The 26,604-nt window shown below is 41.0% G+C and carries 14 protein-coding genes; 9 read left to right on the top strand and 5 right to left on the bottom strand.

Annotated features, from left to right (window positions below; all coding sequences use genetic code 11):
- Nucleotides 1-18 precede the first annotated feature (18 nt).
- Nucleotides 19-2,295, bottom strand: coding sequence for a TonB-dependent receptor (locus K7X70_RS04470; RefSeq protein ID WP_222535938.1), 2,277 nt, complete (start codon nucleotides 2,293-2,295; stop codon nucleotides 19-21).
- 196 nt (nucleotides 2,296-2,491) lie between these two features.
- Here K7X70_RS04470 and K7X70_RS04465 point away from each other — a divergent pair, with 196 nt between their 5' ends.
- Entirely contained in the window at nucleotides 2,492-3,544 is a 1,053-nt protein-coding gene (locus tag K7X70_RS04465) for a hypothetical protein (RefSeq protein WP_187667724.1), read from the top strand.
- 455 nt (nucleotides 3,545-3,999) lie between these two features.
- Here K7X70_RS04465 and K7X70_RS04460 read toward each other — a convergent pair whose 3' ends face one another.
- On the bottom strand, nucleotides 4,000-4,476 hold the full coding sequence (locus tag K7X70_RS04460; protein ID WP_222535937.1) for a DUF6702 family protein: 477 nt from the start codon (nucleotides 4,474-4,476) through the stop codon (nucleotides 4,000-4,002).
- Between the two features lie 70 nt (nucleotides 4,477-4,546).
- Between K7X70_RS04460 and K7X70_RS04455 the strand changes: the two genes are divergently transcribed.
- Nucleotides 4,547-5,131: a HupE/UreJ family protein gene (locus K7X70_RS04455; protein ID WP_187667722.1), complete on the top strand. Its 585-nt coding sequence runs from the start codon at nucleotides 4,547-4,549 to the stop codon at nucleotides 5,129-5,131.
- 62 nt (nucleotides 5,132-5,193) lie between these two features.
- Nucleotides 5,194-7,521, top strand: coding sequence for a M1 family metallopeptidase (locus tag K7X70_RS04450; protein WP_222535936.1), 2,328 nt, complete (start codon nucleotides 5,194-5,196; stop codon nucleotides 7,519-7,521).
- 103 nt (nucleotides 7,522-7,624) lie between these two features.
- On the opposite strand, the gene K7X70_RS04445 is transcribed toward K7X70_RS04450, so the two are convergent.
- Together K7X70_RS04445 and K7X70_RS04440 are read right to left on the bottom strand one after the other, a co-directional pair.
- Nucleotides 7,625-10,804, bottom strand: a complete 3,180-nt coding sequence (locus K7X70_RS04445) for a DNA gyrase/topoisomerase IV subunit A (RefSeq protein ID WP_222535935.1) — start codon at nucleotides 10,802-10,804, stop codon at nucleotides 7,625-7,627.
- Nucleotides 10,805-10,841: 37 nt separating this feature from the next.
- On the bottom strand, nucleotides 10,842-11,330 hold the full coding sequence (locus K7X70_RS04440; RefSeq protein WP_222535934.1) for a cytidine deaminase: 489 nt from the start codon (nucleotides 11,328-11,330) through the stop codon (nucleotides 10,842-10,844).
- Between the two features lie 165 nt (nucleotides 11,331-11,495).
- Between K7X70_RS04440 and K7X70_RS04435 the strand changes: the two genes are divergently transcribed.
- The 3 genes from K7X70_RS04435 to K7X70_RS04425 are packed head-to-tail and all read left to right on the top strand — an operon-like array spanning nucleotide 11,496 to nucleotide 19,900.
- The gene (locus K7X70_RS04435) at nucleotides 11,496-16,631 is read left to right on the top strand and encodes a translocation/assembly module TamB domain-containing protein (protein WP_222535933.1); all 5,136 of its coding nucleotides are present in this window, start codon (nucleotides 11,496-11,498) and stop codon (nucleotides 16,629-16,631) included.
- Complete coding sequence (gene tamL / locus K7X70_RS04430; RefSeq protein ID WP_222535932.1) at nucleotides 16,615-18,897, top strand: translocation and assembly module lipoprotein TamL; 2,283 nt, start codon at nucleotides 16,615-16,617, stop codon at nucleotides 18,895-18,897. Before K7X70_RS04435 ends, tamL begins: the two co-directional genes overlap by 17 nt.
- Before the next feature lie 7 nt (nucleotides 18,898-18,904).
- Nucleotides 18,905-19,900 carry a YihY/virulence factor BrkB family protein gene (locus K7X70_RS04425; RefSeq protein WP_222535931.1) on the top strand — a complete coding sequence of 332 codons (996 nt, stop codon included), beginning with the start codon at nucleotides 18,905-18,907 and terminating at the stop codon, nucleotides 19,898-19,900.
- Nucleotides 19,901-20,030: 130 nt separating this feature from the next.
- On the opposite strand, the gene K7X70_RS04420 is transcribed toward K7X70_RS04425, so the two are convergent.
- Complete coding sequence (locus K7X70_RS04420; RefSeq protein WP_222535930.1) at nucleotides 20,031-21,968, bottom strand: DNA topoisomerase IV subunit B; 1,938 nt, start codon at nucleotides 21,966-21,968, stop codon at nucleotides 20,031-20,033.
- A gap of 111 nt (nucleotides 21,969-22,079) precedes the next feature.
- Here K7X70_RS04420 and K7X70_RS04415 point away from each other — a divergent pair, with 111 nt between their 5' ends.
- From K7X70_RS04415 to K7X70_RS04405, 3 genes are all read left to right on the top strand, one after another.
- Nucleotides 22,080-23,438, top strand: a complete 1,359-nt coding sequence (locus tag K7X70_RS04415; RefSeq protein WP_222535929.1) for an APC family permease — start codon at nucleotides 22,080-22,082, stop codon at nucleotides 23,436-23,438.
- Nucleotides 23,439-23,476: 38 nt separating this feature from the next.
- A complete protein-coding gene (locus tag K7X70_RS04410) occupies nucleotides 23,477-24,823 on the top strand; it encodes an MFS transporter (protein ID WP_222535928.1) in 1,347 nt (448 codons plus the stop codon).
- Nucleotides 24,824-24,933: 110 nt separating this feature from the next.
- A complete protein-coding gene (locus tag K7X70_RS04405; protein ID WP_222535927.1) occupies nucleotides 24,934-26,301 on the top strand; it encodes a DEAD/DEAH box helicase in 1,368 nt (455 codons plus the stop codon).
- Nucleotides 26,302-26,604: the final 303 nt, after the last annotated feature.

Below are 26,604 nucleotides of genomic sequence, written 5' to 3'. Positions count from 1 at the left end.
TATTCTTATTTTTTTGGTTTATTTTTTAGCCCAGTTCATCGTTAAGCCCAGGAAATAAGAACGTCCATAGCCGAATGGATTGCTGCCATCATTGGTATGTGCTCCCGCTTCTACACCTGTAGCACGAATTCTTGTGACATCGAATAAGTTTCTGACTCCTCCGTTAAGGCTCAGGTATTTGTTAATGGTTTTATTTAAAGTCAGGTCTGCAATATGAAACGCAGCCATTTTCGACAATCTTGCAGTGGTACCGCTGGCCCCCTGGCTCAAGATATAAGTCGATTTCTTCCCTGTGAACTTATAGAACAAGCTGATATTGGTGTTGATTTTTGGCAGCAGATAAGAGATATTGGAATTGATTTCCGGTGTCCACACAAACTTCGGGGTATCACCAAATTGTTCTTTCTCTTCCGAATACAAATTATATTGACCGATATAAGCGAAGCCTAAACTGGCTTGTAAACCTTTCCAGTATAAAGTATTGTTCCACTCTCCGCCTGTCGTCTTATTCTTAGCGATGTTGAGGTAGGTATTTACATTCGTAGTCCCCTCCACTAGTCCTAAATCAATCTTGTTTTTATAGTCGTTGAAAAAACCACTTACAATCGTGTTGAATCGCAGATCAGGAGCAGTTTTTACTGCCCAGGCAAGAGAGCCATAAAAACTATTCGAGTATTCAGCTTTCAGGTCCAGGTTCCCGGCAATGTCATGGTTGGTATCTTTATAGTAAAAATAAAGCTCTCTCAGCATTGGCGCTCTAAACCCTCTTGCATAAGAAAGGCGAAGGTCAAGGTCTTTATTCAATCTGATTTTTGAATGCAAGGACGGAATGATTGGCGGCGCTTTATAGATGGAGTTTTTAGTCAGCCTGAAACCAGGTTTCAATTGAATGGCTTCATTTACCTGCCATTGTGTGGATAAGAAAAATGAATAATCATTGATGACCGGTGATCCGCTGATTCTCCCCCCCTGACCAGAATTCCTATTGTATTCAATACCCGGCTGTAAAACCAGTTCCGGTGATATTTGATATTGCGCGGTAGTTCTAAAGAAGACCGTAGCCAATTCATCCAGATCCTGTGAACCCAATTCTGTTGATAGGGTTTCTTTTCCTGTAGCCAGTTCCAAATCTGTGGATAAAGTCCGGCGACTATAATCTGTATAGGCCGCAGCAGCATCGATGCTCAGCTTATCGTTTACAAATACAGATCCCTGCAATTGGTGGAACCAACGTTTAGAAATGTATTCTTTATCGGATACCCTTGGTGAATTGGTAATCGGGCCTAAAAGTTTTAAACTTTCGTCGGCTCCGTTGAAACGATACCATACATCGAATTTTTCATTTTTATATCCGGCAGCAGCCGAGGTCAGCCATTGATTTTTAGGCAGCCATTCTTGCTCGCGGCCAATTTTATTACCTTGCCAGCCACCAAAATTATTACGGCTGCCGGAAGCTGCCACATTCCAGCCGTTTTTCTGCCAGTTGAAGCCCAGAAATTCATTGTGTGTTCCTTTGCCGTCAAATGCATCATATTCTCTACCCGCAGTTTCTTCCTGAACTCTGGCGGTTACTGAAAAATGATCTTGTCCGCGGCTTTTGGTAATGATATTGATCACTCCTGCCATGGCGTCAGTGCCATAAATCACAGACATAGGACCTTCCACAATTTCTATACGCTCAACGGTGTTGATATCAATCTGTCCTAAACTTTCTTTACCTGTACCACGATCCATCATCGGAACCCCATCCAGCAGGATTTTAATCCCTGCACCGGATACGCCCATCAAGTCTGGACTGCTGATTCCGGTTGGCCGATCGGTCGTAAAACGAATGCCCAATTCGGTACTTAATATATTTTTCAACTCTGTTGCCCCACGTAAACGAATCATTTCACTGCTGATCGTTCGAACATTATAGACAGAATTTCGCAGAGATTGTGGTTCGTACTGACCAGTAATCACCACTTCATGGAGTTCGTAAGAATTTTCTCTTAAGCTGACTGCAGGAGTTTCCTGCTGCTGATTCCCTGTTACCGTAACTGGCTGTTCTATTTGTTTTTTTGTGGCTGTTTGAAAAACCAATACTTGCGCCCCCTTTGGAGAAAAGATTTTAAAATTTCCTTCCGCATTGGTATAAGCAATACTTTTCAAGCCTTTGATAAAAACCAATACATTTCCTGCTGGCTTGCCATCTGCTGTATTTACTTTTCCAGAGATAAATCCGCCTTTTTCCTGAGCATTAACTGTAATGAAGAGAAAAAGAAGTAAAATTGGCAACAGCAGCAATCGTTTCATTGTTTGATTATTTAGAATGATTTTAAATAGCACTGCAAGTATAAGGACTTATTTAGAATTATTCCAAATATTATTTAGAATAATTCTAATAAGCAGTAGAAATAATAGGACCTTGCTTTACTAAACTGCTTTTTTATTACTTTAAAGAGTGTTATACTTGTAACAATATTTATCTTTAAAAAACAATTACCTTTATATGAAAATACCTCAGTTAGCAGGAAGAGTTTTGATAGGAATGGCATCGCTAGGTGTATTCATCAGCTGCACTTCTGACGCAAAAAAAACGAACGATAAGACGAAGACGGTTACTGCCAATGGAGATACCGTAGCTACCCCAGAGCCTGAAATAGGCTCAGTACGTGAACCGGTAGACACGGCAAAATATAATGCCCTGATCCGTAAAATGGCCAATGGCGATACTACAGGAAACTGGGGACTAAAAAAAGGCCCGTATCCATTAGCTGGTGCCATCCTGCCATTTAAACGTATTGTGGTTTATTACGGAAACTTACACTCTAAAAAAATGGGTGCTTTAGGTGAGTATGCCCCTAAAGAAATGTGGAGCCGCTTAAATAAGGAAGTAAAACACTGGGAAAAGGCAGATCCAAGTACGCCGGTACAACCAGGTGTGCATTACATTGCTTCTGTAGCAAGTGGTACACCAGGAAAAGACGGAATGTACATCAACCGTATGGGTGATAAACAGATCGACTCCGTTCTGGCCATTGCTAAAATGCAAAATGCAATTGTATTTTTAGATATTCAGGTAGGTTTAAGCAGCATTCAGAAAGAATTGCCAAGGTTAGAAAAATACCTGCAGATGCCTCAGGTACATTTAGGTATTGATCCGGAATTCTCCATGAAAGATGGCAGCAAACCAGGAAAGAAAATTGGTACTTATGATGCTGCAGACATTAACTATGTGTCAGAATACCTGGCTAATCTGGTAAAAAAATACAACCTTCCTCCTAAAGTATTTGTGGTTCACCGCTTCACCCGTAAAATGGTGACGAACTATAAAAACATTAAACTTCGTCCGGAAGTTCAAATCGTGATGCACATGGATGGATGGGGTGAACCAGATCTTAAAATCGGAACTTACCGTCACTTTATCTTCCCTGAACCAGTTCAGTTTACCGGATTTAAATTGTTCTATAAAAATGACTTGAAGAAAGCACCAAACAGATTGATGACTCCAGAAGAGTTATTGAAACTAAAACCAGTGCCACTTTATATACAATACCAATAATAGCACTGCTATTCCGATATTTTAAAAGGAGATCCCATGGATCTCCTTTTTTTATGGCCTGTATTTAATTTGGAAAATCGGAAGCAAAATTGAATTAACAAAATACACGTTTAAAGAATTATAAATTTCCAGTAAAATTTCCAAAAAATCAGAAATAGAGTTCAAAAAAAAACAAGACGATGTGTCGGGAGTTGAACAAAAATAAGAGAAACAGGCCTCAGGAAACCCAGAATAAACCAGGCTTTAGACTGCTATCTGTTTTGCTATTGTTTTGCTCTTCTTTTGCTATTGTTTTGCTCCTCTTTTGGTTGCAGCAAAACAAAAGTAAAAGAAGAGCAAAACAATAAAAGGACAAAAAAAAAAATTAAATCCACGCACAGACCGGGCTTAACCATAGATTAAACCATCGGGCTATCTTTCCTGAAAAAATATAAAACAAAAAAATGAGCAATTGATTAAAAAAACAGGCTCACCGAATTTTTAGGATTGTCTAGTTTGGTACTTTTTCTTTTTCCGTTTACGGTAACATGGATCATGTTAGACTGGGTTTCATGCTCAGCAAAGAGCAGATCATTTTTAACCTCGATGTTTTTAATGGTTGGAATGGCAGGACTTTCAAAATAACACCAGGCGGCATCTTCTTCGATCTCATACCCCAGGTACTTAAAACTCAAAGTTTGCTGATTGACTTTAATCTGCAGGTGCTTCCTGATATAATCGGCCAGGAGTAAATCCACTTTTTTACGATCTGTGGGCTTCAAAATATTTACCTTCTCTTTATACTGATGATCCAGCGCTTTTTCGAAGTCGTCAAAGAACACACGTACACTGATTTGCAGCACTTTTGATTTGGGATCCTGTGTAATCTCCGTTACACTTACGTAAAACGGATGAAAAATAGGTAACAGATAAATCAATAGAATATTCAACATAGCCCTTTGGATGCCCTGAAATTAAAAAAATGTGTGTATAATTAATTCGAAATTACGAATTCAATTCACAATGCAAGATTTTTGGCTTTATTTCCAGTTAGGCTGGCAACACATTTTAGACTGGCAAGGATACGACCATATCCTTTTTGTGGTGGTACTTTGCGTCACCTACGCCCTCAGCGACTGGAAGAAAGTCCTGATTTTAGTAACCGCTTTTACCATTGGCCACAGCATTACCCTCGCTTTAAGCGTTTTTAAAGTCGTCAGTTTACACACTCCATTGATTGAATTCCTTATTCCTGTAACCATTCTGATTACTGCGGCAGGCAATATTTTAAACAAAAGACCCAAAAAAGGAGGAACAAATTTCAAATACCTACTGGCTTTATTTTTCGGCCTCATCCATGGACTAGGCTTCTCCAATTACCTGAAAAGTTTACTTGGGAAAAGCAGCAACATTGTCCCTGAGCTTTTGGCTTTTAATCTTGGATTGGAATTTGGTCAGGTCATCATTGTCATCGGAATTCTTCTATTTTCCGCGATCCTCATTGGCGTATTTAAAATTAAACGCTGGGACTGGACTTTCTTTGTTTCATCTGCTATATTTGGTATCTCCTTTATCATGGCTGCAGAACGCTTTTCCGCTGCCTTTTAAATCGGGAAGAATCATATATCACAGCACCAATTTTAACCAAACCACCACCTCAAGAATAACTAATGAAAAGAAATTTACTCCTGCTTGCTTTACTCGTTATCGGTTTCAACAGCAATGCACAATATTTGAACAATCCGGGATCCAATCACGGCAACAAGTTTGAGCAGCTAGGAACGATCATTTCTGATCCAAACTCTTACCGTTCCGCTTCCGGAGCTCCCGGACCAGCTTATTGGCAGCAACGTGCCGATTATGAAATCAATGCAGAACTGGATGAAAAAAACCTACGCCTGAAAGGTTCAGAATCTATTACTTATTACAACAATTCCCCTGATCCGCTCAGCTATTTATGGGTGCAGCTGGATGAAAATGAACATAAATCTACCAGTGATAACAAGCTGACGGAAACCAGCAAGATCAGCAATCAAATGAATTTCGAGGACCTGGCAGGCATTATCAACAGTCCTAATGAATTGGGGGTAAAAATTATCAGTGTGACCGATGAAAAAGGAACCAAACTTCCTTATACCATCAACAATACCATGATGAGGATTGACCTTCCAACTGTGCTTCAACCTAAAGGGAAATACAAACTAAAGATTTCCTGGACTTATAACATTTCCAACCGGATGACTGTTCATGGCAGAGGTGGTTATGAATACTTCCCGGAAGACGACAATTACCTTTTCACCATCACCCAATGGTTCCCAAGAATGGCGGTTTATTCCGATTACCAGGGCTGGCAAAACAAACAATTCGAAGGAAGAGGGGAATTTGCATTGGTATTTGGAAACTATAAAGTAAACATGACTGTTCCTGCCGACCATGTGGTGGGTGCCACAGGCGAATGTCAGAATTACGCACAAGTACTCAGCAGCAGCAGTTTAAAGCGATGGAATGCTGCTCAAACTGCAAAATCTCCTGTAGAAATTGTAGACCTGAAAGAGGCAAAATCTGCTTTAGCTAAAAAAGCAACCAATACAAAGACATGGACTTATCTGGCAGAAAACGTTAGGGATTTTGCCTGGGTATCTTCCCGCAGGTTGATCTGGGATGCAATGGCTACCACCATCAATGGTAAAAAAATCATGTCTATGTCGTATTATGGCCCGGAAGCTTATCCGCTTTACAGCAAATACTCGACTAAAGTAATTGACCATACGCTGAAAGTATATTCGAAACATACCATCCCCTATCCTTATCCGGTAGCGATTTCTGTGGAGGCGGCTAACGGTATGGAATACCCGATGATCTGCTTCAATCACGGTCGCGCGGAAAAAGATGGCACCTATACAGAATCAACGAAATATGGGATGATCGGGGTGATTATCCATGAAGTTGGGCATAATTTTTTTCCAATGATTGTAAATTCAGACGAGCGCCAATGGTCATGGATGGATGAAGGATTAAATACTTTTTGCCAGTATCTGGCGGAACAGGAATGGGACAACAATTATCCATCGCAGCGTGGTCCGGCACATAAAATCGTCGATTATATGAAAATGCCTAAAGATCAGCTGGAGCCAATCATGACCAATTCTGAAAACATCATCAACTTTGGGCCTAATGCCTATGCGAAACCGGCAACCGCATTAAATATCCTTAGAGAGACAGTGATGGGCAGAGAGCTGTTCGACTATGCCTTTAAAGAATACGCGAAAAGATGGGCTTTTAAACACCCTACACCGGCTGATTTGTTCCGCACGATGGAAGATGCTTCGGCAGTAGATCTGGATTGGTTCTGGAGAGGCTGGTTTTTTGGAACAGATCCTGTCGATATTGCCTTAAATGAGGTCCGCTATTACCGAATGGACAGCAAAAAACAGGCTTTAGAAAATAAAGAAGATCAAAAGTCTTATGAAAAAAACAATGACAACATCAGCAGAGGCCGAAACAGAAAAGCAGGTATAAAATTCGCAGTAGAACAGGACACCAGCTTAATGGATTTTTACAACAAGTTTGACCGTTTTGAAGTCAGCAAAACAGCAGATGAGCAATTCCAAAAATATTACGGTTCACTATCTGCAGAAGAGCAAAAACTGTATGAAAGCAAAAAGAACTTTTATGAATTATCATTTTCTAATGAAGGCGGACTGGTGATGCCGATTATCATTGAATGGACTTTTAAAGATGGCAGCAAGGAGATTGACCGGATTCCTGCGTATATCTGGAGAAAGAATGAAAACCAGGTGACCAAGGTTTTTGCAAAAGACAAGGAAGTGATCTCGGTTCAGCTTGACCCTTACCGTGAAACGGCCGATATAGACGAGAATAATAACTCCTGGCCAAGAAAAGCGCAGCCATCCAGGTTTGAGCTGTTCAAACAGCAGCAAGCGCCTAGAGGCAGTTCAACAGGAGGCAACCCGATGCAGCAAGCCCGACAAAAATAAAGCATAGCCTATCACCTATAAAAAAAATGAGCCCATAAAGTGGTATACTTTATGGCTCATTTTTTTTATGATTTCTGATCAGTCCTGATCGCTCAAAAGCGATTTAAAACAAATCCAGCTGATCTCTATTCGTGATCTCTAAAGGAACTTTCTTAGCATTCCATGCTTTCTTAGGCTTTTCTGTTTCTGCCGGTGCTGCTGCTGTGTTTGCCTGAGCAGCTGCTGATTTCTCCTCAGCTGGCGGTACAATTGCCTGATTCGGTTTCTCCACATCCGCAGCAGCAGGCTTAACAGCCTCTTTTGCAGGGGCATTAAAAGGCTTTTTCAGCACTGGCTTTTCTTTATTCTCCACAGCCTTATCCACAGAGTTATCCACATTTGAATGTGGAATATCTTCTTTTACCAACAGTTTCTCCACAACAGGTACTGCTGAGGTATTTTCTTCCAATGCCAGTTTCTTAGTTTTCGGCTTTGTTTCTTTTATTGGAGCTGCTGCTGTTATGTTTTCTACTACAGGTTCGTTTTCGGCTGCCTTTTCGGGTGCTGCTGCAATTTCCTCAGCCTGTATTGGAGTTTCCGGGCTTGGTGGTGTGGGTTCATCATCACCAGCCTGATCATCGGCATTCCTTTCACCATCTTCACCTTCATCATCAGGATCAACATCACTTTCCCCATTGTTTTCCACAGCAGTTCCGCTTTCATTTGCTAAGGCTGTATCCTCCGGCTCTTCTCCCGAATCTTCCTCGGTACTGGTATCCGCTTTTCCTAGTTCTTCTAATTCTTCTTCTTCATGGTTGAAGATTTCAATATGCTGAACATCATGCTGGGTTAAACGATTTCCATTTGCACGAATTCCTTTCAGGTCAATAAATTCAGAAAGCAGGATTTCCAGGGTCTCTGGCGTTTGTGTTTTACCTTTTAACACATCTACCTTCAGCATTGCTTCAGGATTACTGGTCAGGTAAAGGAACTTAGAGCCGTTTTCCTCAGAGATCAGGCTGAGTTTTTTACCTACTGCAATCGGTTCGAAAACAAAGCGTTTCACGAAATGGTTCTTCGCTTTACCTTCATATTGAACTACCGTAAATGGTTTTTCAGGATCATACTTTTGAATCAGGATCAAATCCGCATCAAAGTGATTGGTCAAATCAAAAGTACTCAGCTCGTACCAGCCGTCTTTATGTACCTGCAGGATTTTATCATCTCCATCAAACTCGCCCAGGTATTTACCTCTGCCGTCCACGTTTAACCTTCTCAATAGTTCGTCATACCAGATTTTCAATCCAGATAAGGTAGAAACACCTTTACTTTTCAGCAAGACCTTTTTGATTGGATATTTAGAAACAATATTTCCTTGTGAACCACGCCCTTTGATGGCGATCTCTGCAAAGTCCAGGTCGAACTGCAGTTTCTTTAATTTCGTATGCGGTCTTAACATCACCGTTACGATTTCCGCTTCTCCGTTAGGATTAGGCGTGAAATAAAGCACTTTAGAACCTTTACTGCCCTTGGTCAGGTCGTATTCTTTATCACGGGTAATGCCGACTACTGCGAAACGTTTCACGTAAGAAATACCACTCGCTCCATCTTTATAGATCAGGTTGTAAATCGTCCGTTCATCCCCTTTCTTAAACACCTGTGCATGCAGGATTCCTTTACCCACAAATGTTTTATCGGCTACCTTGGTGATGATACATTTTCCATCTTCCCTGAATACGATCACTTCATCGATATCCGAACAATCGGCTACAAACTCGTCTTTACGCAAACCGGTACCGATGAAACCATCTTCCCTGTTCAGGTACAGCTTCACATTGGCCAAAGCCACTTTGGAAGCTTCTACCCTGTCGAATAAACGGATTTCTGTTTTTCTTTCTCTTCCTTTGCCGTATTTATCCAGTAATCGCTGGAACCAGGCAATGGCATAATCTGTTAAATGGCGCAGGTGATTTTTCACGACTTTGATCTCATCCGCCAGGGCCTGCATCTGATCATCCGCTTTCTTCACATCGAAGCGCGTGATGCTGCTCATCGGTTTATCGATCAGCTTTTTGAAATCTTCCGGCAGGATGACCCTGTACAGCTGTGGCGTAAAAGGTTCGAACAACCTGTTCAATACCTCTACTACCGTATCAAAGTTGGTGGAGTTCTCATACTCCGCATTTTTATACATTCCCTCCTGAATAAAGATTTTCAGCAATGAGCTAAAGAAAATCTTCTCCTGAAGTTCGTTTAATTTAATTTCTAATTCCAGTTTTAGTAAAGCCTTTGTGTTTTGTGTATTCTCAATTAGAATATCGTTTACACTCAGGAAATGAGGTTTATCTCCTTTAATGATACAGGTATTTGGGGAGATGGAGACTTCGCAGGAAGTAAAGGCATAGAGTGCATCAATGGTCACATCCGGTGAGATACCAGGGGCAAGTTGTACCACAATCTCCACATGCGCGGCAGTATTGTCTTCAATCTTTTTGATTTTGATCTTTCCTTTATCATTTGCAGAGAGGATACTATCAATTACAGAACCGGTAGTGGTGCTGAAAGGAATCTCTGTGATGACTAAAGTTTTCTTATCTTTTTCTGTGATTTTGGCCCTCACCCTTACTTTACCACCGCGCATACCTTCGTTATAGGCAGAAAAATCGGCCATTCCTCCGGTAAAGAAATCTGGTAATATATTTGGGCGCTGCCCTCTTAAAGCTTCAATGGAAGCTTCCAGCAATTCGATAAAATTGTGCGGCATTACCTTCGTCGCCAAACCCACCGCAATACCTTCTGCACCTTGTGCCAATAGCAGAGGGAACTTTACAGGTAAGGTAACGGGTTCATTGTTACGGCCGTCATAACTCAATTGCCATACCGTAGTATCTCCGTTAAAGACAACCTCATTGGCAAATTTGGAAAGACGGGCCTCAATATAACGAGGTGCCGCAGCACTGTCGCCGGTAATTGGATCACCCCAGTTACCCTGACAATCGATCAGCAGGTCTTTTTGTCCGATCTGCACCATGGCATCACCAATAGAAGCATCCCCGTGTGGGTGATACTTCATCGTGTTCCCGATCACGTTTGCGGCTTTATTGAAACGGCCGTCGTCCATCTCTTTCAGAGAGTGTAAAATACGTCGCTGAACTGGCTTCAAACCGTCATTAATGTGTGGTACGGCCCGATCTAGGATCACATAAGAAGCATAATCCAGGAACCAATTTTCATAAAGTCCATTGATAGGTATTACGGTATGTTTGCTTTCTTCGTTTATGTTTTTTTCTATTTCGTCGCTCATCAAGAATGGATTGTATGCTGTAAATATAAGGATTGAATTATACTGAAAGCCGCGATTCTACAAATGCGAAAGGCATCAGATTTTTTACCCCTTTAACTTTTAAAATTTCGCCGTTGATGCAATAAAACAAGATTTCAATTTCTTGGTTTTGCTTTTGTTCAAACTCTGCCATGACCTGTAAACAGCCGCCACAGCAAGTCACCGGTTTTTCAATGACAAAGTTATCAGTTTTTGCGGTAATTGCCATACTTTCAATCACTGCATTCGGATCTTCTGAACCGATTGCAAATAAGGCGACTCTTTCCGCGCATAATCCCGAAGGATAGGCTACATTTTCCTGGTTACTGCCCAGCACTACTCTCCCACCTTTTAACTGTATCGCTGTTCCTACTTTGAATCCGGAATACGGAGAATAGGAGGTTTTCAAGGCTTCCTCGGCCTTTAAACACAATGCCTGATCTTTTTCGTTTAACGCTTCCAGTCCCTTAAACGACTGGTAACTGATTGTGAAGTTTCTTTCTTCCATGGGCTAAACATACAAATTTCGAAATTATACTGAACATCAATTTTTGGCCACCTTCATAAACAATTTTATTATATTGATTGTACTTATAGGGATTACACTACAAAACCTGTCCGGTGGCATGGTTTTAGTTAACCAATAATACTGCAAACTATCAATTTAAGTCAATTGAATAAATATATACGTAAAAGTCTTAAAGTCGTATTATGGATTATCGCCAGCCTCATTTTGCTAGTGGTTCTGCTTGCGATTTCGCTCAACATTCCTGCCGTCCAAAACTTCGTAAAAGATCAGGCAATCAGTTATTTAAAAAACAAGACCAAAACTGAAGTTCGCCTGGAAAGCATCCATATTGCTTTTCCAAAGGACATTGTGCTGAATAAGTTTTATCTGGAAGATCGAAAAGGAGACACTTTACTGTACGCGCAGAAATTGGCAGTCGACCTGAATCTGTTCAAAATATTAAACAATAAAATAGAGATCAATAATATTTCCTTAGAAAATATCAGGGCAAATGTGACCCGGGTTAATCCGGATACCACTTTCAATTTTTCCTTTTTAGTAGACGCATTTATGTCTGACCAGAATAAACCGGAAGATCAGGTAGCAAAAGACACCACTTCTACACTTAAATTTTCGGTCAGCAAAATCAGCCTGCAAGATATTGGAATTGTTTACCGTGATGATGTGGCAGGAAATGAGATGAAACTTAATCTTGGTGAATTTAAAACCAATATTAAGGACTTTGATATGGATCAGCAGCGTTATGTGATCAAATCTCTTACTTTAAAAAATACCGATTTAAAATATGCGCAGCGGAAACCGCTTACGGTACTAAAAGCGCAGCTTGAAAAAAGTATTGATACGGCAAACACGGAATCTGGAAAACTTCCTTTAGTAGAGATCCAGGATTTTGGATTTAACAATGTGAAGATCAGTTTTGACGACCAGGTGTCACAGATGAGTGCGGATGTAAACCTGAATGAATTGGTATTGACGCAGTTAATTGCCGATCTGACGCATAATAAATATAACGTTGCCACTGGAAAAATCAACAATTCTACGGTAGATTATAAAGCTTCTGCTACACAGATGAAGGCAAAAGTAAACCTGAAAGAATTCTCCATTAATAAACTGATGGCGGATTTAACAAAAAGCAATTACCAGTTAGAAGAGGCCACGTTAAACAATTCAGATGTGTTGTTTGCGTTTAAACCCGCAGCACCATCAAAAGCATCAGCAGCAGGGGAATCTGCGCCTATTTCATTACTTTTAAGCAAGCTAAATCTTTCAAAAAACAACATACAATACGACAACCTTAGTGCTAAACCAGCAAAAGGTATGGACTTCAATCACCTAAAAATCCGGGATCTGGAGGTGATAGCGGAGGGCTTAAGTTACAGTCCGGATGGCATCAAAGTGAACGTAAAAAAAGGCTTTATGAAAGAAAAAAGCGGTTTCCAGCTTTCAAGGCTTCAAGGTGATGTTTCTTATACTGACAAGGCGATTTACGTTAAAAACTTTATCTTAAAAACACCGAATACTTCCGTTGAAAATGCCACTTCATTGACGTACACCTCAATGGAGGATCTGACGAAACATCCGGAAAGGGTAAAAATCAACCTGGTGGTTAAAAACTCTATCATAGGTTTAAAGGATGCCGTTTATTTTTCTGATGCTGTACCTGCCGCTTATAGAAATGAAAAGTTAAAGATCGATGGCAGCCTGAATGGTTACCTAAATAACCTGAACATCCCACGTTTCCAGGCAAGTGGTTTAAAAAACACCAAAATCGATGTCAATGGTAAAGTCAGAGGGTTGCCGGATATGAAAAAGCTATATGCAGACTTGAACATTAGGCAGTTTTCAATGAGCAAGCAAGACCTGATGGTGGTGATTCCGAAGGGCACATTACCGACTAATATAGAATTGCCAAATACGATTCAGGCCAATGGCAAGTTTACCGGTTCCTTAACCAATTTCAATACTGGCTTTAATATCAATACGGATATGGGATCGGCCAAATTACTGGCAAACATGAAAGGGCCGAAAGGAAAAGAACAATATACTGCAGATATCAACCTGAACAATTTCAATGTTGGAAAGCTGCTAAAACAACAAGCACAGCTGGGTAGAATCACGGTTAAAGCGCATATCAATGGAACTGGCTTAGATCCAAAAACTGCTGCCGTTAAAATCAATGGGCAAGTGCTGAGTGCTGTTTACAACAAATACACTTATAAAAACCTGAGTTTGAATGGTACTTATGCGCAGCAGAAGTTGAACCTGAAAAGCAAAATGGCCGACAGTAACCTGAATTTCAACCTGACTGCGGCCGTAAATATTGCAGGTAAATATCCTGCCGTAAAAGCGCAGATGGACTTGACACAGGTAGACCTTAAAGCGTTGAACTTTAGTCCGACGGAATTTAAAGTTGCTGGAACAATAGCTGCAGACTTGAGCACTGCCGATGTCGATTACCTGAATGGCGACGTCTTTATCAAAGGTTTACAAGTGGTAAAAGATGGCACAAAGTTTAACATGGATACCATTCAGCTGCATGCAGAAACGACTGCCGAAAAAAGTTTGCTGACTTTAAAATCGGAGTTGATGAGTGCCCGTATAGATGGAAAGTATCAATTGACCAATCTAGCTACAGCCGTTACCAATCAAATCAACAAATACTATCAATTCGGAGAAGTGAAGCAGATTCCTGATCAGCGCATCCGCTTCTTCGCCAGAATATACAATCCTAAATTCATACAGAATTTTGTGCCTTCACTAACTACCTTCTCCCCTTCCTATATCTACGGATTGCTGGATACGAAGAAAGACAGTTTATCGATGAAGGCCTGGGTTCCTCATGTAGTTTATGGCGATTACAAGGTAGACAGCACCAAGTTGAGCATTGACAATACAGACCAGAAAATCAATTATAAGCTAACGGTAAAAAGCCTGCAAAGCACTTCTATCAACCTGTACAATACAGAGGTCAGCGGAGATGCACTGAACAATAACTTAGGGGTTAACATTTATTTAAGAGACAGCAAACTGAAGAACAAATACCAGCTGGGTGGTACTTTCCAATCGATCAATAAAGATTTCCGCTTTAGTCTGGATCCTCAAAAGCTGCTGCTAAACTACCAGAAATGGCTTGTGGCACCAGACAATTACATTCAGTTTGGACAATCCGGCATCATGGCAAGGAACTTTGACATCAGCAGAAACAATCAGTTGTTGAGTGTCAATAGTGTAAGTAATGAGCCTAATGCGCCATTAAAAGTATTGTTTAAAGATTTTAAAATTGAAACACTGACTCAATTCGCAGAGCAAGACAGCTCTTTAGTTGGTGGTTCCATCAATGGTACGGTGGATGCAAAAGACCTGATGGGCACACCGAAATTTGAAGCCAATTTAACCATTGATCAGCTGCGCTATCAGAAAGATCAGCTGGGTACTTTACGCCTGGCTGTCAATAACAATACAGAAAATGCATTTGAAACGAATATATCCTTATCCGGTGTTCACGAGCTGAGAGCGAATGGTTTCTATTATACCGCACCTGAAAGTGCTTTAGATTTAACCTTGCATGTGGACAAGATCGACCTGAAACAACTGGAAAGCGTTTCTATGGGTCAGATTAAAAATGGTTCTGGAACGATCAGCGGAGAAATGTCAGTAAAAGGTGCGTTAACAGCACCAGTGATCCGTGGAGAAGTGAAATTTAACCAGGCTGCCTTTACTGCTACCTATGTAAATTCTTATTTCAGAATGCCAAATGAAACCATCAGCTTTAATGAGGAAGGGATCAAATTCAACAACTTTACGGTATTGGATTCCTTAAATCAGCCGCTAAAAGTGAATGGTATGGTGTATACGAAAAACTATACAGACTTCCGTTTCGGATTAGATATTTCTGCCAATAATTTCAGATTGATGAATTCTACGGAAGCCGATAATGACATGATTTATGGTAAAGTGTTTGTCACTACCCGAGCCTTTAAAATACGGGGAGATCTAAATCAGCCACAGATCACTATCGCGATGTCCGTTAACAAAGGAACTAAATTCTTCTTTGCCATGCCAACTTCAGATCCTTCTATTATAGATCAGGAAGGTGTGGTTCAGTTTATAGATGAAGATGCCCCACCATTTAATGGCAAAATGGCATTGACCAGTGCAGCGGATAGCCTCAATAAAGCACCAATCCAGGGCATCAACCTAAGTGTAGATATAGAAATGAATAAAGAAGCGGAGTTTAACGTTGTCGTTGACCCTTCTAATGGTGATATGCTGAAGGTAAAAGGAGAAGGGACTTTAAATGCGACGATGGACCCAAGTGGCAAGATCAGCATGACCGGAAGATACGAGTTGAGTGACGGATCTTATAAACTTTCTGTTGGTGGCCTTGCAACCAGAGAATTTAAAATCCAGCAAGGCAGCAGCATTGTGTGGACTGGTGAACCGACATCCGCAAATGTCGACATTACAGCACTGTACGAAGTAAATGCACCTGCAATCGATCTAGTTGCCAATGAGGTGGATGATGCGACAAGAACTCAATCCAAACAAAAATTCCCATTCCAGGTATACCTGATGATTGATGGTGAAATAATGAAACCGATCATCAGTTTCAAGCTGGACTTGCCAGAAAATGAACGTGGAATTATAGGGGGCCGTGTGTATACCAAGCTACAGCAGGTAAATGCCAATGAGAGTGAATTGAACAAACAGGTATTTGCTTTACTGGCATTGGAACGCTTTGTTGCAGATAATCCTTTCCAAAGTTTAGCAGGAAGCGGCAATGGACTTGTAGCTAATTATGCCCGTCAGAGTGTGAGTAAATTATTAACGCAGCAATTGAACAACCTGGCTTCCGATCTGATTAAAGGAGTAGATGTGAACTTCGGACTGAATACTTCGGAGGATTATTCTACCGGAAAATTAGAAAACCGTACTGAATTGGAAATTGGTTTATCTAAAAAACTTTTAGACGACAGACTGACGGTGACGGTGGGTAGTTCTTTTGGATTAGAAGGCGGTTCAGGTCAGAATAATGAAAATGCCAGCAACATTGCCGGAAACGTCAATATAGAATATCTACTTTCTAAAGATGGACGTTACCGCCTCCGTGCCTACAGAAGGAACCAAACGGAAGGTATTATTGAAGGTCAGATCATAGAAACTGGTTTAGGTTTTGCATTAGTAGTAGATTACAATAAATTCAGTGAGATCTTTAGAAGATTCAAAGACAGAAGAACGATTAAAAAAGAACAGAAGCCCAAAAATGAGAAAGCGAATTAGACCTTTATTTTTTATGAGTCTTTGCCTGGTATTTTCTGCCTGCAGCAATATTAAATACCTGCCGGCTGGACAGAACTTATATACAGGTGCAACGGTAAGGATCAACCCGGATTCGACAGGAAAGATTTCTGAGGAGAAAGATGTGAAGGGAGTTTTAGAGGCTAAAACCAGACCACGTCCTAACAAATCATTCTTAGGATTGAAAATAAAGTTATACATCTATAACCTGGCCGGCGAACCAAAAAAACAAAAAGGTATTCGCTATTGGCTGCGTAATAAAGTGGGAGAACCGCCGGTATTGCAAAGCCAGGTTAAAATTCCTTACAACAATGCTGTGCTGACTAGCTATTTAATTAGTCAGGGGTATTTACAGGCAACAGTAACCGGAGATACCATCGTAAAAAACAGAAGAGCTAAAGCAGTTTATACCGCTGAAACAGGCGATAGATATCAAATCAATAAGGTAAATTTCCCAACAGACAGCTCGGGAATTGCCGCGATCATCCGTACAAATGCTTCAAAAAGTTTACTCAAACCAGGTAATTTTTACGACTTTGATGTGTTCAAAGCGGAGCGCGAGCGTATTGATGATGACCTGAAGCAAAGTGGTTATTTTTACTTTAATCCAGATTACCTGATTCTTCAGGTAGACAGTACAATTGGCAAGCACAATGTAAATATCTTTTTAAAAGTAAAAGAGATTACCCCAAATGCAGCATTGAAGCCTTATACCATTAATGACATCACCATTTACCCTAATTATTCCTTAAGGTTTGATTCTTTGATCAGGGCTAGTAAACCGGTTCTTTATAAAGATTTCATCATTAAAGACCCAAGGAATACCTTTAAATTGGGTGTATTTGATCGCCTTGTATTTTTTAACAAAGGAGAATTGTATAACCGTCAGGACCATAATCAATCCTTAAACAGGATGGTAAACATTGGTACATTTAAGGTGGTTAAAGCAGATTTCCTACCAGTAGATAGTTTTAAAAACAACCAGCTGGATGTGAATTTTTACCTGACACCCTTAAAGAAAAATTCGCTATCCTTTCAGGTGATAGGAACTAGTAAGTCGAATAACTTTGTAGGTTCAGAAGTGAAGATTACTCAAACGACGAGAAATGTGTTTCGTGGTGCTGAGCAATTGGAAATCAGTGCCAGTGGTGGTTTTGAACAGCAAATCAGAGGATCGCAGCAAGCGCAGGGTAACTCCTATTCCTTAACCGGACAGGCAAAATTGATTTTCCCACGTTTCCTGCTGCCATTTTTCAAGTTTAACAGTACCAATGCTTTCATTCCAAAAACAAATATCCTAACCTCTTATCAAATTCTGAATAGAAAAGATTACAGCTTAAATGCCATTAAGGGAGAGTTTGGTTACGACTGGAAAGAAAACATTTATAAAGAACATATTTTTAATCCGATCTCCATCAATTATGTCAGGTCTAATGTAAAAGACACTTCTATATTTCTCAGCAGTCCTTCCTTAAGAAGCAGCTTAGAGAACCAGTTTATCATAGGCCTAAACTATAATTTCACCTATAATGATCAGGTAAATCAAAGTAAAAGAAACAACATTTATTTCTCTGCTGATCTGGAAACCTCAGGTACTCTATTTGGTTTATTTGCCCCTAAAGACGACCAAGGACAAAAATCTATATTTGGTACCGCACTTTCTCAATTTATCAGGCTGGAAGGTGATTTAAGAAACTATTACAAGGTCAACAAAAAAGTAACCTGGGCCAATCGTTTAAATGTAGGTATGGGCTATGCTTATGGAAATAGCAAGGCACTCCCTTTCGTTCGTCAATTTTTTGCCGGGGGAAGCAGTGACATCCGTGCCTATGGGTCAAGGTTATTGGGACCTGGCACATTTCAGGTGTCTGATACTTTAAAATTCAGAGATCAGGGTGGTGACATTAAAATCATGCTGAATTCTGAACTGCGTTTCAAAATTGTGAGTATGCTTTATGGTGCTGCATTTATCGATGCAGGAAATATCTGGCTGAGGAAAGACGATCCGGATAGACCTGGAGGGCAGTTTAAATTCAACAGCTTCCTGAATCAAATGGCTGTAGGTACAGGTGCCGGATTAAGGGTAGATGCTTCCTTCTTTGTGATCCGTTTGGACCTGGCCTTCCCTATCAGAAGACCTGATTTACCTACCGGACCGGCATGGGTGATCAAGGACATCGATTTTGGCAGCAGTACCTGGAGAAAACAAAACTTAACATTTAACCTGGGTATTGGTTACCCATTCTAACAGCAGCATGAATTTTATCAAGAAAACCTTCGAATTCCTTAAGGCCACAGGGCATCTTTTTATTGCCGCCGGAAAAGGCTTCATGGAAGATCGCGTGATGAAATTAAGTGCAGCACTTGCTTATTATACGATATTTTCTTTAACCCCGCTGATCATCATTGTACTTTCTGCAGCCAGCTTATTTTTAGGGGATACGGCAGATATCGGCAGCATTAATCCTAGAGGAAAGTTCTTTGCAGAAATTGGAAACATGGTTGGTAAAGATGCAGCGAATCAATTGAGAAGCTTTGTAAACAATGCCAATTATAGCGGAAAGAGTACGCTGGGCCTGATTATAGGTTTTGGCACTTTGATTATTGGTGCTACAGCAGTTTTCATTGAGATTCAGGACAGCATCAACCTGATCTGGAAAGTAAAGGCCGTTCCAAAAAAAGGATGGAAAAAACTTATTGTCAACAGGCTGCTCTCTTTCTCATTGATTGCATCTCTGGGCTTTCTAATGCTGGTTTCTTTAGTAGTGAATAGTCTAGTGGTTGGCCTCGGACATAAGATCGCCAATTATATCAACATCGCAGAAATTTCGGAACTGATGATGTTGATGGTTACCAATGCAATCACACTGGCTGTGGTGACCAGTATCTTTACCATTATATTTAAGGTCTTACCAGATGTGGAGCTGAAATGGAAACCGGCCTTTATTGGCGCCCTGTTTACCGCCCTGCTGTTTGGCATGGGTAAATACCTCATCGGCATTTACATAGAAGTGGGCAATCCAGCTTCGGCATTTGGTGCTGCCGGATCGATCATCGTGATTCTATTATGGATTTATTATACCGCGATTATTCTTTATTTCGGAGCTGAGTTTACACAAGCTTATGCGGAAAAATATGATACTGGTATTAAACCCAGCAAGTATGCAGTGCATACTAAGGTCGTAGTGGTGGAGAGAGAAGTGACTGCCTTGCCTCCTCAGCATCCGGAAGATACGGTTCAATTAAAGTAATTCCCTGCCTTTGTTTTGAAGAGTTAACAATTTTTAGAGTGATAAACTTCGAAATTAAAAACCTTTAAATAAACATGGCCCGTAGATCAGTTGATTTACGGGCCATATTTAGCGCCAAACACTGCTTAATTTAAGCAGATTCTGCGATCATTTCTTCATCTGTTGTTTCATCATCAGCTTCCTGCTTTAGCGCAGCAGCTGCTTTAGAACGATCTGCCGGAGCTACGATATCTTCTAAAGTATCTTTTTCTATTCTCAGGTTTTTGATGATATGACGCTGTCTGTCTGGGGTATTTTTGCCCATATAATATTCCAGTAGACTTTTGATCGTTTGGTCTTTCAGGATCACCGGGTCTAATCGGATGTCTTTTCCGATAAACAAACCAAACTCATCTGGTGAGATCTCACCCAGTCCTTTAAATCGAGTAATTTCTGGTTTATTTCCCAGCTTGGTAATGGCCGCTTTACGCTCGTCATCGCTATAGCAATAAATCGTTTCCTTCTTATTACGAACGCGGAACAAAGGCGTTTGCAGGATGTATACGTGTCCTGAGCGCACTAAATCCGGGAAGAACTGCAAAAAGAAAGTCATCATCAGTAACCTGATGTGCATTCCATCTACGTCGGCATCGGTAGCGATGACAATATTGTTGTAATGTAAACCATCCAGGCCATCTTCAATATTTAAAGCATGCTGCAGCAGGTTGAACTCTTCGTTCTCATAGACTACTTTCTTAGTCAGCTCATAACAGTTTAAAGGCTTTCCTTTTAGACTGAATACTGCCTGGCAATCCACATCTCTCGACTTGGTGATCGATCCAGAAGCCGAATCACCCTCTGTAATGAACAGGGTCGTTTCGTATTTCTTCTCATGTGTGCTGTTAAAATGCACCTTACAATCTCTCAGTTTTTTATTGTGCAAGGATGCTTTTTTAGCCCTGTCGTTGGCCAGTTTTTTAATACCCGCAATGTCTTTACGTTCTCTTTCCGACTGTAAGATCCTTTTCAATAAAGCATCTGCTACATCGGTATGTTTGTGCAGGTAATCGTCTAATTCTTTCTTTACGAAATCATTGATAAAAGTCCTTACTGAAGGTCCGTCTGGCCCCATATTCTGGGAACCCAGTTTTGTTTTCGTCTGAGATTCAAATACCGGCTCCTGTACTCTGACCGAAATCGCGGCAATAATGGAAGCCCTGATATCTGCAGCATCGTATTCTTTTTTATAAAACTCTCTTACGGTTTTCACTACTGCTTCACGGAATGCCGCCTGATGAGTTCCTCCCTGGGTAGTATGCTGGCCGTTTACAAAAGAATGGTAATCTTCTCCATATTGCTGTCCGTGGGTCATGGCGATCTCAATATCATTCCCTTTCAGGTGAATGATCGGATAGCGAATCGTTTCCGCCCCTGCGTGTTTGTGCAGTAAGTCGTAAAGTCCACGTTCAGATAAATATTTTTGTCCGTTGAAGTTGATGGTTAGTCCGGCATTCAGGAACACATAGTTCCAGATCATACTTTCCACGAAATCAGTGATGTAATGGTAATTTCTGAAAATCGTTTCGTCCGGATAAAACGTAATCGCGGTACCATTGCGCTGTGTGGTATCAATGATCGGATTATCAATCGTGATCTCTCCTCTGGAGAACTCTACCTTTTTAGTTTTATTATCACGGTACGATTGCACCACGAAAGTGTTAGACAAGGCATTTACGGCCTTGGTACCCACCCCATTCAGCCCTACAGATTTCTGAAAGGCATTGCTATCGTACTTACCACCGGTATTGATTTTTGATACACAATCAATTACTTTACCCAATGGGATTCCCCTACCATAATCGCGGACGTTTACCTTCTGATCAGAAACGGTAATTTCTATGGTTCGTCCGGCACCCATCACAAACTCATCAATTGAGTTGTCGACGATCTCCTTCAGCAATACATAAATCCCGTCATCCTGAGCAGAACCATCTCCAAGTTTACCGATATACATACCGGGACGCAGTCTGATGTGTTCCTTCCAATCGAGGGAGCGTATACTATCTTCGTTATAATTCGGTTCAGCCATGATGTAATTTGAGTAGAATTACAAATTTAAGGTAATATGCCGGGGAATCAACATCAAAGTTTCAACAAATACACATTTTCGTGTATATTCAAGGAATAAAACAAATCCCTTATGCCTGAGAAGAAACAGCTCTCCCTCTTCGACTTATCTATGATTGTGGTTAGTTTGGTGATCGGGATGGGCATCTTCCGGACACCGATAAATGTGGCTGCAGCGTCACAGGTTCCGGAGTTGTTTTTCTCTGCATGGATCATTGGTGGACTAGTTGCCCTTTGCGGCGCACTGACTTATGCCGAAATCGGTTCGAGATTCCCTGTTACCGGCGGTTACTACAAGATTTTCTCTGCATTTTACCATCCTTCTATTGCCTTTGCCATCAATTGTATCATCGTGGTTTCCAATGCCGCTTCTGTTGCAGGAGTTTCCCTGATTGGTGCCGAGTACTTTAGTAAAATCATTCTTCCCCTCGAACTGCAAACAGAATTTTATAGGATTGTGATTGCTGCAGTGACCATTTTCTTGTTTTATCTGCTCAATTTATTCGGATTAAAAGTGAGCTCAAAGACACAAAATGTATTGTCGATGGTAAAAATAGGTATGGTGCTGATCTTGATCTGCGCCATCTTTACCGGTCCAGGAGCCGCAAATATCAGCAATAGCTTACCGGAGTTTAAAACGATCACCGGTGTTGCACCTGATTGGATGGATTATGGAAAGGCACTCGGCGTCTGCCTGATTGCGATCTCCTTTACCTTTGGCGGCTACCAGCAAAGCATCAATTTTGGCGGCGAAACGAAAGAACCCAGCAAAGTGATTCCCCGCGCCATTATGATCGGCCTTGCCATAATTATTGTCTTGTATATGGCCATCAATTATGCTTATGTAAAGGTGATTGGATTTGAACAATTGAAAACTGCCGAAAGTATTGCTGCCATCCTTGCCGGAAAATTATTCGGCCCAATGGGTTTCACGATCCTCTCCTGCCTGGTTTACTTTTCTGTATTGGGTTATGTAAATGTGAATTTACTGAGCAACCCGAGGGTGATGTATGCTATGGGCGAAGAAAGAGCCCTACCCGCCGTATTTAGTAAAAAGAGCAAAAAAAATGAGGTGATGTTTGTGAGTCTCAGTGTATTTTCTGTGATTTCTATTTTCACACTATTGTATGCACAAACCTTCGATAAGATTTTAAATTACACCATATTTTTAGACTGTATCGGGATGGCCAGCTCTGCAGCAACGATCTTTTTCCTGAGGAAAAAAACTGCCCATCTGGACAAGAATACCATTTACAGCATGAAACTTTATCCGCTGCTGCCATTGATTTTTATTACCGCCTATTCTTTTGTAGGCTTCAGCATCTATTTCAGTGACCAAGAAGCCGGCAGAAATGGCCTGCTGATCTTTGCTGCTTTTATTCTGCTCTATTTTCTCAATCATTATCTCCGGAAACAGCACACCAAAACCTAACTTAGCCTTAAAACAGACCAGTACCCGAATTATAGAATATGCCGATAAAACCACTGCCTTTAAGAAAAGAAATCGCCTACGCTGCCGGAATGATGGGCTGGAGTATCATGACCAATCTGATCATTGTGATGCTACCTTACTTTTATCTACCGCCAAACAATTCTGGTTTATATCCGCTGGTGCCACAATTATTGGTATTCGGGGCTTTCAATATTTTATCACTCATTGCCGCCTCCGGCAGGTTATTTGATGCCCTTTACGATCCTTTTATCGCTTCGGTAAGTGATACCAGCACCCATCCCAAAGGCCGGAGAATCCCGATCATGAAATACGCGATTGTACCCGCAGTTATTTTTTGCGCCTTAGTTTTCTATCCATTGGTGAAGGCTGAAAGCATTACCAATGCCTGGTGGCTGACTTTTGTGCTGGCTGGCTTTTTCATTTCGGTCACCACTTACATCATCCCATACAATGCTTTGCTGGCAGAGCTGACCCATAGTGCTAATCAGAAAGTACGCCTTTCTACGTATCAGCAGGTTGGTTTTGTTTTGGGGATGATCCTGGCCGCTTTATGTAATAATTATGCCGACCTGATTCAGCAATTTTTTCCGCTAACCGAACGTGCAGAAGCCTTGCAGTATACCATCTGGGGCCTCAGTATTTTCTCCGGGTTGGTCATGATCCTGCCCATTATCTTTATCAATGAAAAAGAATATACCAATGCGAAGCCCACACATATCGCATTGCTGCCAGCGATAAAAAATACGTTCAGGAATTCAAATTTCAAATATTACCTGATTTCAGATTTCAGCTATTACATCGCATTGAGCATCATTTCCAGTGGACTGCTGTTCTTCGTCACCGTGTTATTGGGTTTACCAGATTCCGACGGTGGGAAGTTTATGGGCATCATGGTCCTGCTGTCCCTGGTCTTCTATCCCTTCATCAATTATGGAGCTAAAAGATTTGGTAAAAAACCATTGGTACTCGTTGCTTTTGGGGTGCTCAGCCTGATATTTGTGACTATATTTTTCCTGGGTAAACTTCCTTTTTCGCCAACCATGCAGATGGCCATCCTGGTGTGCTGTGCTTCCTTCCCCCTTGCTGCACTCGGCATTCTACCCAATGCCATCCTTGCCGACATTGCCCAGAAAGACACCGAAGAAACAGGAGAAAACCATGAAGGGATGTTTTTTGCGGTAAAATACCTGTTTGTGAAACTCGGTCAGACGCTGGGAATTGCTATTTTCGCCATGCTCACCGTGTACGGAAAAGACCCCGGACATGATTATGGACTGCGCTTAAATGGAGTCGTTGGCTTTGTACTCTGTGTGCTCGCCTTATTATTTTTTAGCCGCTTCAAAGAAAACAAACCAACTAACTAACAGCCACTTAACCAGAAATAAGCGAATTACCTAAAAGCCAAAAGTTATACGTATCTTTGCATTGAACGATATTCTTTCGTTTCATTATTATACATTAAAAGACAAACACATTGTTATTCGAAGAATTAAACCTGATTGAGCCAATTTTAAAAGCGCTCCAAACAGAAGGTTATACACAACCTACCCCCATACAAGAACAATCCATCCCAACTATACTTCAAGGCAGAGATTTATTAGGCTGCGCGCAAACCGGTACAGGTAAAACTGCCGCTTTCGCAATTCCTATGCTTCAGTTGCTGAGCAAGCCTCACACAAATACTAAAGTTCATAAGAACATCAAAGCATTGGTTTTAACACCAACACGCGAATTGGCCATCCAGATTGAGGAAAGCTTTAAAGCGTATGGTAAAAACTTACCGCTTCGTCATTTGGTGATCTTCGGTGGTGTGGGCCAAAAAGCACAAACTGATGCACTAAACCGTGGTGTAGATATTTTGATCGCCACTCCAGGCAGACTATTAGATTTAATGAACCAGGGTTTTATCAACCTGAAGGATGTTGAAATCTTTGTTCTGGATGAAGCCGACAGAATGCTGGACATGGGATTCATTCATGATGTTAAAAAAGTAATTGCCAAACTGCCTGTAAAAAGACAGACTTTGTTTTTCTCGGCTACCATGCCGCAAGAGATTCAAAAACTTGCAGATACGATCTTAACAAATCCTTTGAAAGTTGAGGTTACTCCAGTATCTTCTACTGCCGAAAAGATCAAACAAGAAATGTTTTTCGTAGCGAAGAACGATAAGAAAAACTTATTGATTCACATCTTACAGGATAAGTCGATCGAAACAGCATTGGTTTTCACCAGAACGAAACATGGTGCAGACCGTATTGTTAAAGACCTGATCAAAGTAGGAATTAAAGCGGAAGCAATTCACGGTAATAAATCACAAAATGCCAGACAAAGGGCATTGACTAATTTCAAAGCCAAAGCAACAAGGATTCTTGTGGCTACAGATATCGCAGCACGTGGTATTGATGTGGATGAATTGGCACATGTGATCAATTATGAATTGCCAAACATTCCAGAAACTTATGTACACAGAATCGGCCGTACGGGTCGTGCAGGATTAAGTGGAACAGCGCTTTCTTTCTGTGATGCAGAAGAAAGAGATTTTTTGAAAGATATTGAGAAATTAATTGCGCTGAGCATTCCGGTAACGGAAGATCATCCGTATGCAATGAGCTGGCAGAGCCTGATGAGCGCGGCAACTGAAAAACCTAAAGGTGGCGGTGGTTCACGTGGTGGTGGCGGTTCTCGTGGCGGAAATAGCAGAGGTGGTAATGGTGGTGGTAAACCATCTGGCGGTAAAGGTCAAGGTGGCGGACAACGCGAGCCTAACCTGAGCGGAGCGAAAAGAACACCAAGCAGCGGTAGCCGCAGATGGAGCTCTAAAGGCAGCACAGCAAAAGGATAAAAGAGAGGGGAGGTACTTTAACCTTCTTCTAAAAAAGCAAGCAAGACTATTCGACGACTGAAATCTTTTACCCTGAAAAAGGGTAAAATTTTCTAGGTCTTCTCATAGCATGCTTGCTTTTTTTGTTAATGGTCAAAATACTTGGGGAAGTTAAATGGCAGGGAGGTTAAATTGTAGGGAGGTTAAATTGTAGGGAGGTTAAATTGTAGGGAGGCTAATTTCAGGGAGGTGATTTTCTTTAAATGTTAAACTTTTTTTAACATCAGACGTTAAGTTATTTAGTTATCTTGTAGATACACGCTT

Source organism: Pedobacter polysacchareus (genome assembly GCF_019802255.1).
GTDB lineage: Bacteria > Bacteroidota > Bacteroidia > Sphingobacteriales > Sphingobacteriaceae > Pedobacter > Pedobacter polysacchareus.
The sequence above is the reverse complement of the archived record's forward strand: the minus strand, read 5'-3'. Positions and strand labels throughout refer to the sequence as shown.